The sequence below is a fragment of the Virgisporangium ochraceum genome (assembly GCF_016863655.1).
Classification (GTDB): domain Bacteria; phylum Actinomycetota; class Actinomycetes; order Mycobacteriales; family Micromonosporaceae; genus Virgisporangium; species Virgisporangium ochraceum.
Map to the genome: position 1 here is coordinate 40,991 of NZ_BOPH01000097.1, position 13,384 is coordinate 54,374.

At 74.3% G+C, this 13,384-nt stretch carries 10 protein-coding genes; 4 read left to right on the forward strand and 6 right to left on the reverse strand.

Annotated elements, in window-relative coordinates:
- Positions 1–49: 49 nt before the first annotated feature.
- Positions 50–1,897 (forward strand): AMP-dependent synthetase/ligase, encoded by a 1,848-nt coding sequence (locus Voc01_RS35215; RefSeq protein ID WP_203931979.1) that lies wholly within the window; start codon positions 50–52, stop codon positions 1,895–1,897.
- Here the strand turns inward: Voc01_RS35215 and Voc01_RS35220 are convergent.
- The 3 genes from Voc01_RS35220 to Voc01_RS35230 all read right to left on the reverse strand — a co-directional run bounded on the left by Voc01_RS35220 (position 1,885) and on the right by Voc01_RS35230 (position 7,603).
- A complete protein-coding gene (locus Voc01_RS35220; RefSeq protein ID WP_203931980.1) occupies positions 1,885–2,643 on the reverse strand; it encodes an alpha/beta hydrolase in 759 nt (252 codons plus the stop codon). The two genes, Voc01_RS35215 and Voc01_RS35220, sit on opposite strands and share 13 nt — an antisense overlap.
- Positions 2,644–2,724: 81 nt before the next feature.
- Positions 2,725–6,159: an AMP-binding protein gene (locus Voc01_RS35225; protein WP_203931981.1), complete on the reverse strand. Its 3,435-nt coding sequence runs from the start codon at positions 6,157–6,159 to the stop codon at positions 2,725–2,727.
- Positions 6,160–6,169: 10 nt separating this feature from the next.
- Positions 6,170–7,603: an MFS transporter gene (locus Voc01_RS35230; RefSeq protein WP_203931982.1), complete on the reverse strand. Its 1,434-nt coding sequence runs from the start codon at positions 7,601–7,603 to the stop codon at positions 6,170–6,172.
- Between Voc01_RS35230 and Voc01_RS35235 the strand changes: the two genes are divergently transcribed.
- Entirely contained in the window at positions 7,602–8,225 is a 624-nt protein-coding gene (locus tag Voc01_RS35235) for a hypothetical protein (RefSeq protein ID WP_203931983.1), read from the forward strand. The two genes, Voc01_RS35230 and Voc01_RS35235, sit on opposite strands and share 2 nt — an antisense overlap.
- On the opposite strand, the gene Voc01_RS35240 is transcribed toward Voc01_RS35235, so the two are convergent.
- From Voc01_RS35240 to Voc01_RS35250, 3 genes are read right to left on the reverse strand one after another with little or no spacing between them, the layout of a single operon-like run.
- A complete protein-coding gene (locus Voc01_RS35240; RefSeq protein WP_203931984.1) occupies positions 8,220–9,119 on the reverse strand; it encodes a S66 peptidase family protein in 900 nt (299 codons plus the stop codon). The genes Voc01_RS35235 and Voc01_RS35240 overlap by 6 nt on opposite strands.
- 17 nt (positions 9,120–9,136) lie before the next feature.
- Positions 9,137–9,904: a hypothetical protein gene (locus Voc01_RS35245; RefSeq protein WP_203931985.1), complete on the reverse strand. Its 768-nt coding sequence runs from the start codon at positions 9,902–9,904 to the stop codon at positions 9,137–9,139.
- On the reverse strand, positions 9,901–11,799 hold the full coding sequence (locus Voc01_RS35250) for a hypothetical protein (protein WP_239160701.1): 1,899 nt from the start codon (positions 11,797–11,799) through the stop codon (positions 9,901–9,903). The genes Voc01_RS35245 and Voc01_RS35250 overlap by 4 nt, the downstream gene beginning before the upstream one ends.
- Positions 11,800–12,006: 207 nt before the next feature.
- Here Voc01_RS35250 and Voc01_RS35255 point away from each other — a divergent pair, with 207 nt between their 5' ends.
- Positions 12,007–12,243 carry a hypothetical protein gene (locus Voc01_RS35255; protein ID WP_203931986.1) on the forward strand — a complete coding sequence of 79 codons (237 nt, stop codon included), beginning with the start codon at positions 12,007–12,009 and terminating at the stop codon, positions 12,241–12,243.
- 45 nt (positions 12,244–12,288) lie between these two features.
- Positions 12,289–13,347 carry a LacI family DNA-binding transcriptional regulator gene (locus tag Voc01_RS35260; protein WP_203931987.1) on the forward strand — a complete coding sequence of 353 codons (1,059 nt, stop codon included), beginning with the start codon at positions 12,289–12,291 and terminating at the stop codon, positions 13,345–13,347.
- Positions 13,348–13,384: the final 37 nt, after the last annotated feature.

Below are 13,384 nucleotides of genomic sequence, written 5' to 3' on the forward strand. Positions count from 1 at the left end.
CTAACCTACGGGTCGTAAGTTACAACTCGTAGGTACCGCGGAGGTAGCGATGACGACCGCCTGCACCGCTCCCGCCGACGAACTCGCCCGGTTCCCCGACCTCGAGCGCCGGTCGCCCGCCTCGCTCGGCGCGCTGTTCGCCGACCGCGTCGCCACCACGCCGGACACCGAGGCGTACCGGCGGCCCGACGGCGCGGGCGGGTGGCGTTCGCAGACGTGGGCCGAGACCGGCCGCGTCGCCGGGGAGATCGCCGCCGGCCTGCTCGCCCTCGGCGTCGCCCGCGAGGACCGGGTCGCGATCATGGCATCGACCCGGGTCGAATGGATCGAGGTCGACCTCGGGATCATGTGCGCCGGCGCCGCCACCACGACGGTCTACCCGACGTCCACAGTGGACGAGGTCGTGCACATTCTCGCCGACTCCGGCAGCCGCGTCGCCGTCGTGGAGAACACCGGTCACCTCGACGCGGTGCTGGCCGCCGGTTCGCCGGTCGACCGGGTCGTTCTCGTCGACGGGCCCGCACCGTCCACTATGGACCGTGTGACGACGCTGGCCGCCCTGCGCGAGCGCGGCCGCGACCTGCTCGCCGCCGCGCCGACCGCGGTCACCGACGCCACCGCCGCCGTGCGCCCCGACGACCTCGCGACGCTCATCTACACCTCCGGGACCACCGGCCGGTCCAAAGGGGTCCGGCTGCCGCACCGCAGCTGGCTCTACCAGGCCCTGGCGACGCAGGCGACCGGCCTCGCCGGCCCCGACGACGTCGGCTACCTGTGGCTGCCGATGGCGCACTCGTTCGGCAAAGGGCTGCTCGCCGCCCAGATCGCCGTCGGCCACGCCGCCGTCGTCGACGGCGACGTCTCGCGCATCATCACCAACCTGCCGGTCGTGCGGCCGACGCTGATGCCGTCGGTGCCGCGCGTCTTCGAGAAGGTGCACGCGGGTGTGGTCGCGGCCGCCCACCGCGACGGCGGGGTGAAGGCCCGGCTGTTCGACTGGGCCGTCGGGGTCGGGCTCGAGGCGGCCCGCCGCCGGGCCGCCGGTGCCGCGCCGGGACCGTGGTTGGCCGCGCGGCACGCGGTCGCCGACCGGCTCGTGTTCGCGAAGATCCGGGACCGCTTCGGCGGCCGGATGCGCTACATGGTCTCCGGCGCCGCGAAGCTGTCCGCCGACATCAGCGAATGGTTCGACGCCATCGGCCTTCCCGTCCTGGAGGGGTACGGCCTCACCGAGACCTCCGCCGGCATCCTCGTCAACCGGCTCGACCGGCCGGAGCACGGCACCGTCGGCCGACCGCTACCCGGCTCGGAGGTCACCCTCGCCGCGGACGGCGAGATCCTCGTGCGCGGACCCGGGGTGATGCAGGGCTACCACAACCTGCCGGAGGCGACCGCCGGGACGCTCGTCGACGGGTGGCTGCGCACCGGCGACATCGGCGAGGTGACCGCACGCGGCGCGCTGCGGGTCACCGACCGCAAGAAGGACCTCATCAAGACGGCCGGCGGCAAGTACGTGGCGCCGCAGCACGTCGAGTCGCGGTTCAAGGCGATCTGCCCGCTCGTGAGCACCGTCGTGGTGCACGGCGAGGGCCGGCCGTACATCACCGCGCTGGTCGACCTCGACGCCGACGCCGCGCGGGCGTGGGCGGCGGACAACGGCCTCGCCGGCGCGACACACGCCGAGATCGCCCGGTCGCCCCGGCTGGTCCGGGCCATCGGGGAGCGCGTCGAGGAGCTCAACGCGGGGCTCGGACGGTGGGAGAGCGTCAAGCGGTTCCGGGTGCTGGAGAGCACCCTGACCGTCGAGGGCGGCGACCTGACGCCGTCGATGAAGCTCAGGCGCCGGGCGGTGGAGCAGCGCCACGCGGCGCTCCTGGACGCGCTCTACGACGCCTGAAACAGGTCGGCCCGGTCGGCGACCGCGCGCGGGTCGCCGTCGGGGTCGTGGCCGCATTCGTACTCGCGCCACTCCTTGGGACCGGCGGCCGCCTCGTACAGTGCCCGCGACTCGTCCAGGGTCACCACCGGGTCGCGGCGGCCGTGCTGGAACAGCAGCCGCCGCGGTCCGGGTACCGCGACCCCGACCGCCGGGTCGAACTGCTCCAGGACCCGCAGGTACCGGTCGGTCGCAGCGGAACCCGGCGGCAGCTCGGCGGCCGCGAGCCGCACGACGGTGCCCGAGCCGATCGACGTGAGGGAGAACGCGGCGATGCGCGGCTCGACGGCGCTGAGCAGCGCGCCCTGGGCGGCGCCGGCGCTGTGGCCGTAGAAGTACAGCGGCCCCCGGCCCGCGGTGACCGTCTCGAGGACGTCGACACCGCGGCGGTGGGTCAGCACGTGCCGGCGGATCGCCCGGCTGGTCGCCTCGATGTCACCGTGGTCGGGCAGCTCGGTGACCGGCAGCAGCACGGTCATGCCGAGACCGGCGAGCGCCAGCGCCTCGGTCATGAAGAACCGCCGGCCGTCGGCCTGCCCACCGTGCGCGATGATGACGCCGGTGCCGGTGGGCTCGGGCGGGGTGACCAGCGTGCCGACGCTCCGGCCGCCGTCACCGTCGTCGAACGAGATCTCCTCCACCGACAGGCCGCGGACGGCGTCGTGCGTCACCATGCCCAACGGCACGCCGGCCGGGTAGTCGAACACGGTCCCACCCTGACCGGCCCGCCCGACGCGCCGCAACCGGATTGCCCACCGACCGACGCGGCGGCGACGATCCGCCGACCGTCAGCGCCGGGCGTCCGCGTCGGGGACCAGGGCGGCGAGCTCGGCGCGGAACGCGGTCGTCCACTCCTCGATCTCCGGGCCCGACCAACCCAGGTACCGCGGCAGGTACTCCCAGTCGAGGCGGGTGGCTCCGCCGACGACGGAGCATTCGAGGTACAGCGGTGGTTGCCGTACGCCGCCCTCCGGGTCCCACAGGCCGCCCAGAGGGGAGTCGCGCAGCGAGAACAGGCCGCCGGCGCTGCGCGTCGGCGCCTCGCCCTGGAAGTTGAACCCCACCGTCGGTGCCGGCTCCCGCAGGATGCGGTTCCGCACGGCCGGATCGGTGTTCAGGAACTTGAGCGCGTCGAACGAGAGGCCCGCCGACGGCACCCCGGCGAGCCGCCGCGCCACCGCGGCCACCGTCTCCTCCGGAGCCTGGGTGGCGGTGCCGTCGAACGCGAGCGGGAACGTGCAGTGCGTGTCACCGACCGTGCGGGACAGGTCGAGGCCGTGCACCGCCGGCTGCCGTCCCGTACTGAACAGCTCGATGACGAGCCGGTCGCATCCCCACCGGCGGTGCGCGGTGCGCAGCAGCGCGGCGAGCAGCGTCGTCGCGATCGGCACGTGGACGCCGTCGGCGCGCACGGCGCGCAGCGCGCGCGTCTCGTCGGGACCCAGGTGCTGGCGGGTCGACGCCAGATCCCTGAGCCTGACGTCCGGATGCGTCCTCGAGTCGTAGGCGGTGGGTGGCGGCACGGCGAGCTGCCCGGCCCAGAAGTCCAGATCGGCGGTGGCGCCGGCGTGGGCGAACCCGTGCATCCAGCGGGAGAACACCTCGAACCGCGCCGACGCCGGTGGCAGCTGGAGGCGCTCGCCGCGCAGCCCCAGCTGGCAGAGGCGGTCGAGGTCGTCGACCAGGATGCCGAGGGTGACGCCGTCCATCACCAGGTGGTTCACGGTGACGAAGACGCGCTGCTCCGGTCCGTCCTCCAGCAGCAGGAGCCGCATCACCGGGCCGTGCTCCACGCTGAGCCGGCGGTTCGCGTCGTCGAGCAGGGGCACGAGCGCGTCGGACCCGCGCAGCGTGACCGACCCGACGGCGACGCTGCCCTCGACGTCGCCGTACCGCTGGACGACGCCGGGGGCAGCGCCGCCGTCGACCCGCCGGAACCGCAGGCGTAGCGCCTCGTGCCGGTCGACCAGAGCGGACGCGGCGCGGCGGAGCTGGTCCGCGGTGAGCCGGCGACGCACGTCGAGCACGACCGCGCGGTTCCACCAGTCCCACTGCCCCCGCTCCAGGGCGACCACCTGCGCGGCGCTGAGGGGGACGTCGCCGCCCGCCTCGCGGCCGCCCGGCTCGTCGGACGGCGCGGACGGCGCGGACGGTACGGCCGGTTCGCGGGCGAACCGCTCCACGACCGACGTCGCCAGGTCCCGCAGGGTCGCGCCGGCACCGACGTCCGCCGGCGGCACATGCGCCCCGGTGCGGTTCCCGATGCGCCGGGCCAGATCCATCAGGCCGAGGGAGTCCAGGCCGAGATCGCGCAGCGGCACGTCCACCGGTACGTCGTCCGGACCGCTCGCCTGCAGCACGTCGGCGATCTCGGTCTGCAGCAGGCGCAGGACGTACCCGCCCTCCGCGGCGCCGGCCGCCGGCGTCTGCTGCCCGGCCGCCGGCGTCTGCTGCCCGGTCAGCGCCGACGCGCGCAATGTTCCGTCCGTCCAGCGTCGCCGGCACTCGCCGCGCCGCGGCTTTCCGCTCGTCGTCTTCGGAAGGCTGTCCGGCCTCAGCAGCAGGACCTCGTGGCACTGCACGCCGCAGTGCGCCGCCACCGCGGCCCGGATCGCCGACGCCGCACGGTCGAGCGGGCCGTCGAGGTGCCGGCGCCGCACCTCCGCGGCCACGACGACGCGCTCGACGCCGTCGACCGGCACCCCGAAGGCGACCGCGTTGCCGGGCCGGAGAACCGGGTCCGCCGCGACGACCGCCGCCTCCAGGTCCTGCGGATGGATGTTGCGACCGCCGACGATGACGAGGTCCTTGAGCCGGCCGCAGACGAACACCTCGCCGTCGTCACCGACCACCCCGAGGTCGCCGGTGCGCAGGAACCGTCGCCCGTCATCGTCGTCGGTCGCCGGGCGCGCGGCGAACACCGACGCGTTCTCCTCGTCGGTCCATCCCCAGTAGCCGGTGGACACGCTCGGGCTGCAGACCCACAGCTCGCCGACGGCACCGGGTGGGCGGGGCCGCCGCGTGTCCGGGTCGACGGCGATCACCGACACGCCCAGTCCGGCGTCGGGGACGCCGCTTCCCACGAGCGTCGCCACGGGCGCGTCCGGTGCGGGCGGCACGACCACGCCGTCGCGGTCGAGCACGGCCCGGTCCGCGCGCAGCCGCGTCGGCCCGGTGCCGACCTGACCGCTGACGAACAGCACGGCCTCCGCCATGCCGTAGACGTTGCAGAACGACGCGGGATCGAAGCGCATGCCCGCCAGCCCGGCACCGACGCGGTCCATCGTCGCCGTAAGCATCGGTTCGCCGCCCTGCAGCGTGGCGCGCAGCGACGACAGGTCGAGCGCCGCCCCGTCCGGCAGCCCGCGCAGCATGTAGTCGTAGCCGAAGTTCGGCCCGGCGACGTGCGTCCCGCGGTACCGGTCGACCGCCCGCAGCCACAGGTCGGGCACCGCGAGGAATGTCAGGGGGGAGAAGGCGACGCAGCGCGCGCCGGTGTACATCGCCGTCAGGATCCCGCCCGCGAGCCCCATGTCGTGGAACAACGGCACCCAGCCGACGAGCACCGACCCGTCGTCCACCCGGGTGTTGCGCGCGATCAGTTCCAGGTTGTGCGCGAGGTTCCGGTGCCGCACGACCACGCCCTTGGGCGCCGATGTCGAACCGGAGGTGTACTGCAGGTACACGACGTCGTCCGGTCCGAACGTGTCCGCCGCGCGGGTGAGCGCGGCCGCGGCCGCCGCCGGCTCCGCGCGCCTGACGCGGTTGGACAGCAGCCAGGTGAGCTCGGGCCAGCCCGGGTTCGCGCGCCGGCGCACGCGGTCGGTCACCGACGCGAGCCTCGTCAGCGCGCGGTACCTCGCGTGCGTCAGCGCGACGCGCGCGCCGCAGTCCCCGGCGACGTGGCGCAGCTTCGGCAGCTCCCGGCCGAGGTACCGGGGGTCGGGGCTCGCCACCGGCACCGCGACGGCGCCGAGCAGCACGCAGCCGAAGAAGCCCGCGACGAACTCGAGGCCGTCCGGGGGAAAGACGAGGAGGACGCGGTCGCCGGGACCGACCCCCGCGCGCCGCAGCAGGTCGGCGGTTCCCGCCGCGCGCCTGACGATCTCCTCGCGGTCGGCCGAGTCGACCTCCCTGCCGTGCCGGTCGAGGAACGTGTAGAGCGGCGCCCGGGGAGCGGCGTCGAGGCGCTCGACCATCGTGGCGAGGAGGGTCGCGTTCATCGATGCGAACCTACTCGCCGGTCCGGGACCGGGGAAGGAACGCGGCCAGTCCCAGACCGACGGACACGACCGCGGCCGCGGTCAGCAGCGCCGGGACGAGACCGTCGACGAACGCGGCCCGCGTGTAGTCGCCGTAGGAGGCGAACACCGAGACGAGCACCGCCACGCCGACGGCCACCCCCAGCTCCCGCACCGTGCTGTTGGTGCCGATCGCCATGCCCTCCGCGTCGGGTGGCGCGGCGTCGATCGCGACCGTGCTGATCGGCGGGTAGCTCACGCCCAGCCCGACGCCGGCCAGCAGGAACGGGACGGCGAGCGCCGGGTACGCGACGTCGGTGGAGAAGACCGCGGCCATCCAGCAGCACGCGACGGTCACCATCGCCTGTCCGGCGAGGATCAGCGGGACCGCGCCGAACCGGCCGGCGAGCCACCCCGCCGCGGGACCGGCGACCAGGGGAGCCAGCGAGCAGGGGAGGGTGCGCAGGCCCGCCTCCAGCGGGTCGTGGCCCTGCACGACCTGGAAGAACTGGGCGAGCACGAAGATGCCGCCGAACACGCCGACGTTCAACGTGAACGCGAGCGAGTTGACCAGGCTGAACGCCCGCGACCGGAACAGCCGCACCGACAGCATCGGTGCCGGTGCGCGCAGCTCCCATCCGACGAACCCGACGGCCAGCACCGCACCGGCACCGACCGCGGCCAGCACCCGGCCGGAGGTCCAGCCGTGGACCGGTGCCTGCACCACACCCCACACCAGCGCGAAGATCGCGGCGGCGAGCAGGAGCATGCCGCCCGGGTCCAACCGGACCGGCGGCCCGTACGACTCCGCCAGCAGCGCACCGGCGACGACGACCGCGACGACCCCCACCGGTACGTTGAGCCAGAAGATCCAGGTCCAGTCCAGACCCTGCACGACCGCGCCGCCGAGCACCGGCCCGATCGCGATGCCCAGCCCGTGGAACGCGCTCAGGACGCCGATCGCCACCGCGCGTTGCCGGGGTTGCACCGACGCGACGACCAGCATCAGCGACAACGTCACCACGACGGCGCCGCCGGCACCCTGAACGGCCCGTGCCGCCATCAACGCGCCGGCGGTCGTCGCCAGCGCGCAGGCGGCGGACGCGGCGACGAACGTCGCGACGCCGGCGAGGAACACCGCACGCCGGCCGAACCGGTCGCCGAGGGCCGCCGCCGGCAGCAGCAGGGCCGCGAACGGGAGCGTGTAGGCGTCGGCGATCCACTGCAGGTCGCCGATCGAGGCGTCGAGCGCGGACCGGATCGCCGGCATCGCCGTCGTGACGACGAGGTTGTCCAGCTGCACCATGAACGCCGGCAGCCCGACCGCGGCGATCAACGTCGCCGCCCGTTGCCGCTCAGCGCGCACGCCGGCCGGTCCCGAATCGCGTTGCCCGCCGGGGCCGGCGGGTGCCAGCCTGACCGTCATGCTCACCCGTTCCGACGTGGCGTCGCTGCTCGAGCGGCAGTCCCGGGCGTACGGGCTGCTGCTGTGGCTCGGCCGGGCGTGCGCGGAGGACCCCGCGCTGCTCGACCCCGACGCGGTGGCGCAGCTGGGTCACGCGCGGTCCGTCCCCGCCTGGATCGCCCGGCACCGGCACCGGATTCCGACGGACCTGCTTCCGCCGACCGTCGACGGCGCGTTCGCGGCGCTGCTCGCGTCGTTCCTGGAGACCTCGTTCCGCATCGACCACGTCCACTTCGACGGCCGGCTCGTCGCCACCCATCTGGTGCGCGGCGTCCGTCCCGGCCGGCTGCCGCGGGAGGGCGTCGCGACCGCGCGGACCCTCGCGGTGAAGCACCTGCTGTCCGCGGAAAGCGTTGTGGTGACCGGGGAAGCGCTGCGCCGGATCACCCGGCGGGCCGATCTCGCGGAGCCGCTGGCCGTGTGGACGTACGCGTGGGAGCTCGACCGGCGGGCCCGCGGCAAGGGCAAGGGACCGGTCGTCCACGCGCTGTGGCGCGGCCTGCCGCCGGCCGTCCGCGCGGACCTGACCGCCGACCGGGTGTGGGCCGCACGCGGCCGGCTGCTCGCCGCCGGCCTCTCATAGCACCGCCGAGCCCACGACGAGCTCACCCGCGTCGGCGTCCAGCGTGGCGTGTGTGCCCACGGGAACCGTCACCGGTCGGGTGCCGTGCCCGATCGGAAGGCCGCCGAGGATCGGCACGCCGAGCCGGCCGAGCCGGTCGCGGAGCACGTCGACCGCGGTCCAGCCGCCCTGTGCCGGTCCGCAGTCGGTGTACTGGCCGACGGCCACCGCCCGGACGCCGTCGAGCCGTCCGGCGTTGGTGAGCATGGTGAGCTGACGGTCGATCTGTCCGAGCCCCATGCCGTGGCCCTCCAGGAGCAGGATCGCCCCGTCGAGGCGCGGCAGCGCCCAGCCGGCCGCGGTGGCCACCATGTCCTGGTTACCGCCGAGCAGGACGCCCGACGCCCGGCCCGTCGTCGTCAGCGCCCCGGTCGGCTCGTCCGCGCGGCGGCGCACCGTGACACCGTCGGTGGTGAACAGGGCGCTGAGGAACGACGAGGTGTCCGCGGCCGGGACCGCCCCGTGGATCCCCGGTATCCCGCACCGGTTCCACAGCGCGAGCAGCAGGATGGTGATCTCGCTGAATCCGACGACGAGCTTCGGATGACGGGCCGCGGCGGCGAAGTCCAGGCCGTCGGCGATGCGGTACGCGCCGCGGCCGCCGCGGGTCGCGACGACCGCCGTGACGTCGGGGTCCCGGAGCGCGTCGTTGAGGTCGGCGAGCCTGTGCCCGTCGGTGCCGGCCAGGTAGCCGTGCGCGTCGAGGGCGTGTTCCCCGACCGTCGCCCGCAGGCCGAGACCCTCGAGGAACCGCACGCAGTCCGCGACGCCCTCGGGTGTCGGCGTGCTCGCCGGCGACACCAGCCGGACGTGGTCGCCCGCCGTGAGCCGGAACGGTCGCACGGTGGAGGGCATCCACAAGCATTACCACGTCAGGCCGAGCGGTCGGTCCGCGGGACGACGGGGTCGATCGGTTGGCTCGGGCCGTTCTCGGCCTCGAACCAGTCGGAGACCGGGAACACGCTGCCGCACGCGCCGCAGCCGGCACGGCCGAACAGGTACGTGAGGCCGTCGGCGATGACGGGCTCACCCGCGGCGACGGCGGCCGCGTGCATCCACCGGCCGATCCCGGTGAGGTCCCGCGGGTCGGCGGGCAGCAGCGGCACCCGGTGGATGTCGCCGTCGTGGAAGTCGCGGACCGCCGAGTAGTGGCCGTAGTCGCCGATGACGACGGCCAGGCGGGTGGCGCAGTGCGGGCAGCCGACGTGGTAGTGCTCGTCGGTGAAGTCCATGTCGATCGCGGCCCAGAACGTGTACCCGGCGAGGGCGACCGCGTCCCGCAACCGTTCGAGGAAGTCCGGTCCGGCGGCCAGCCCGGCCCGGGCGGTCCCGCGCAGCGCGGCCACGTGGTCCGAGGCGGCGCGTGCGAGGTCGTCGAACTCGTCGCACCGGTGCAGCGAGCGGACGATCGTCGCGGCCAGCCGCAGGGCGCGGTCGCGGTGGTCGTCGCGGCGGGCGAGCGCGGCCAGTTCCGGCAGGACGGCGTATCCGGCCGGGCACCAGCACTCGTCCTCGACGACGAGCCGGGACTCGATCTCGTCCCAGGCCGCCGGCCGGGCGTCGACGCTGTCGAGCAGGCGGCCGACCGTCACCCCGGACCCGCCCCCGAGATCCCACCACTCCGCGTCCGGCCCGGTCACGGCCAGGCCACGGCCTCGCCGATGGTGATGTCGTTGGTGCACACCCACACGTCGGGGTCCATGAGGGTCAGCTCGACCTCGCCGCCGCTACCGTCCAGGGTGAAGAAGAGCTGGTGCAGACCCGGTTGGACGGTGAACCACCGGGTGCCGTCACCGAGGCGCAGCATCGCCGCCGTCTCGCCGCCACCGCCGCTGAGGTAGCCGATCCGCACGATCCACCGCCGGTCACCGACGGCGCTGGCGAGCGGGATCCGGACCCCGCCGCCACCGGCGACCTTGTGCGTCCTGCACCACGGGTCGGCGCCGGGCCTGATGTCGACGCCCCGCACCCACGCGGGCCGGATCCGGCCGGAGTTGTCGAACACCGACGGCTTCTCGGCCATGTCGACGATCGTGGGCCGCCGCTTCGCCGGCAGGAAGAACCGCGAGTACATGTGGTACGGGTAGAACAACGGCGCCTGCACGGTCTCGGGCACCGGAGCGTCGAGGAAGACCGTTCCCGCGGGCGCCTTCGCCAGCTCGGCCTGCGCGGTCCGCAGGAAGTCCCGGCCGTTCTTCAGCGCCCACAGGTCGCCGAAGCCGACGGTGCTCCCCGCCGCGCTGACCACGAGACCGACGAGCACGACCGCGACGGCCGGCCGCGCCTGACGCCGGAGGAGCGCCGGGAGCCGGAGGAGCGCCGGGAGCCGGAGGAAGGCCGGGAGTCGCCGCGGCTCGGCGGGTGGCGCGTCGACCGTGTCACGCAGTCCCATGAGCGCGACGCCGAGACAGAACGCCGCGACCACCAGGACGTCGCAGACGTAGCGCGGCGCGAGGCCGACCCACGCGGCGAAGTCGGTGCTCAGCCGCGTCAGCGTGAACAGCGCGCAGACGAGCAGCACGTAGGCCAGGAGCAGCAACCACGCCCGGACCGCGGTCGAACGCCGCGCGCGGACCGTCACCGCGATCACCGCCGCGAGCGCGACCCACGCCAGGACGCGGGGGAGCACGCCGGTCGCCACGAGCGGTGCGACATCGGCGGACGGCAGCCACTGCCACGGGCCGCCGAACAGCCCCGGCACCAGCGTGTAGCCGATGAGCTGGTGCCAGAACGTGAACACGGTCCCGGCCGACGTGGGCTCCTTGGCCGAGGAGCTGATGATGCTCGTGTACAGCGCCAGATAGCCGAGACAGACGGCGGTCAGCGTCAGCCAGGCCGGCAGGAACCGGCGTACCGCGTCGCGCGTGGCCCGCACCGGTCCGCCGGTGGTGAACAGCAGCACCGTGAGCAGGAAGACCAGCGGCGCGATCAGCAGCGCCTTCTCGAAGAAGAGCAGGCCGAGGACCATCGACGCCGCCAGCGTCACCAGGTGGCGCCGGCGACGCGTGCGCACGTAGCGGATCTGCGCACCCATCGCCAGGACGACCGCCAGCATCATCGGCAGCACCGTCAGGCCGGTGAGGGCCATCGAGGTGGCCTCGAGCGACAGCGGGCTGAACAGCAGGAGCCCGAGCGGAACCAGCTGACCCCATCCCGGTCTCAACGCGGTCCGCAGCAGCCGGTGGAACGCGATCCCGATGGCGGCGTAGCCGACCGCGAGCAGCACGACGTACGGCCAGTGCGCGAGCCCGACGGCGTGCGTGACGAGCCAGATGACCAGCAGCCCGGCCGGCATCACGTGCGAGTCGTTGACCGACGTGAAGAGATGGCCGGGCGACAGGTCCGACTCCATCGCCCGCGAGGCGAGCATGAAGTCGTCGAGGATCAGGAACCCCCGCGAGGCGGTCCACGCCCGTACGGCGACCGCGACCGCGATCATCCCGAACGCCACCACGGTGACCGGGGCGGGGCGCAACCGACGCGGGGGACGTTCACCCCCGTCGATGGTCGAGGCGGTAGCCGCCGGCGCCGTCACGCCGTTCAGGGTGCCATACGGCGGACGTCTCCCGGACCCGGTATCCGAGCGGTCTTCGCGTCCGGGTGGAAGCCCGGGCGGTCTCAGGGGCGGCTCGGGGAAGATCCCGGGGGACGGCTCGGGGCGTGCTCCGGATGTGCCGCGGACGTCCATTCAGGACCCTTGATGGCACACGGAAAGCCAATCCTCATCGGGGCGGTGAGCACAATGACCGGGACCATCCAGGCCGAGGCCCTGTTCGCCAGCGACCTTCAGCCGTCGGAGCTGCCGACGGCCGTGCAGGTGGCACTCGCCATCGACGTCAGTCTCCGTACGCGGGGTGGCGCGGAGGGCTGCGCCGCCCTCGTGGCCGCCGAGTACGGCGACCACCCCGAGACGGCGGCGCTGCGCATGCGCTGGGCCCTCGGCCTCGCCGCCACGTGCGCCGTCCTGGCCGCGGCCTGACGAAACCGTTTCCGGTCGTGGGGCGGCGCGCGCTAGGCTTCCGGCGTGCCGAACCATGATCATCTGGCGCGACGGCCGACGATCGCCGACGTCGCCCGGCACGCGGGGGTGTCGACCGCCGCGGTCTCCTACACGCTGAACGACCGTCCCGGGGTCTCGCCCGGGGTGCGCCGACGCATCCGCGCCGCGGTCGAGACGGTCGGCTGGGTACCGCGACCCGCGGCCCGGGCGGTGCGCGGCCGGGGCGCCGGCGCGATCGGCTTCGCGATGGCGGGTCCCACCCGGCTCTTCGGCATCGAACCGTTCAACCTGACCCTGGCCAGCGGCCTGGCCGGGGAGCTGTCGGGCAGCTCCTACGAGCTGTTCCTGCGCGAGGTCGCCGACGTCGAGCAGGAGGCCGCCCTGTACCGGCGGTGGTGGGCCGAGGGACGCGTCGACGCCGTGTTCCTGAGCAACCTCCGCGACGACGACCCGCGCATCGACGTCCTGACCGAGATCGGCATGCCGGCGGTCGTCTACGGCGACCCGGCCGTGGTCGGCGACCTGACGCCGTTCGGCGACGGGCAGCTGCCCGCGATGGCCGACGCCATCGGCTACCTGGCCACGATCGGGCACGGCACGGTCGCGTTCGTCACCGGACCGCCGCAGTTGCGGCACACCGCCCACCGCACCCAGGCGTTCCTGCGCGCCTGCCGCGCCAACGGGATCGAGCGGTCGACGGTCGTGGCCGGCCACTACCGCGGACCCTACGCCGCGCGGATCACCGAACGGCTGCTCACCGCCCGGTCACGGCCGACGGCGGTGATCTACGACAACGACGTGATGGCGCTGGCCGGGATGGCGGCCACGCGGGCGCTCGGGCTCCGGGTGCCCGCCGACGTGTCGCTGATCTCGTGGGAGGACTCGCTCCTGGTCCGCAACAGCCACCCGTCGATGGCGACGGTCAGCCGCGGCGTCGCCGACCGCGGCCGCCGGATCGCGCAGATGCTCGTCGCGTTGCTGGCCGGCGAGGCGGTGACCGGCGGACCGCTGGAACCGTCGTGGCTGGAGCCGGCCGGCAGCGTCGCGTCGCCGGGCGGCAGGTCCCGGAACCGGAACCGGTGACCCGTTCCGGACGCGGACCGTCCGGAACCGGTCGTAC

Bases quoted from the DNA above. Each gene is read 5' to 3' on its own strand.
- Voc01_RS35215 (WP_203931979.1), top strand. From the start codon at position 50: ATGACGACCGCCTGCACCGCTCCCGCCGACGAACTCGCCCGGTTCCCC.
- Voc01_RS35225 (WP_203931981.1), bottom strand. From the start codon at position 6,159: ATGAACGCGACCCTCCTCGCCACGATGGTCGAGCGCCTCGACGCCGCT.
- Voc01_RS35235 (WP_203931983.1), top strand. From the start codon at position 7,602: ATGCTCACCCGTTCCGACGTGGCGTCGCTGCTCGAGCGGCAGTCCCGG.
- Voc01_RS35230 (WP_203931982.1), bottom strand. From the start codon at position 7,603: ATGACGGTCAGGCTGGCACCCGCCGGCCCCGGCGGGCAACGCGATTCG.
- Voc01_RS35240 (WP_203931984.1), bottom strand. From the start codon at position 9,119: ATGCCCTCCACCGTGCGACCGTTCCGGCTCACGGCGGGCGACCACGTC.
- Voc01_RS35255 (WP_203931986.1), top strand. From the start codon at position 12,007: ATGACCGGGACCATCCAGGCCGAGGCCCTGTTCGCCAGCGACCTTCAG.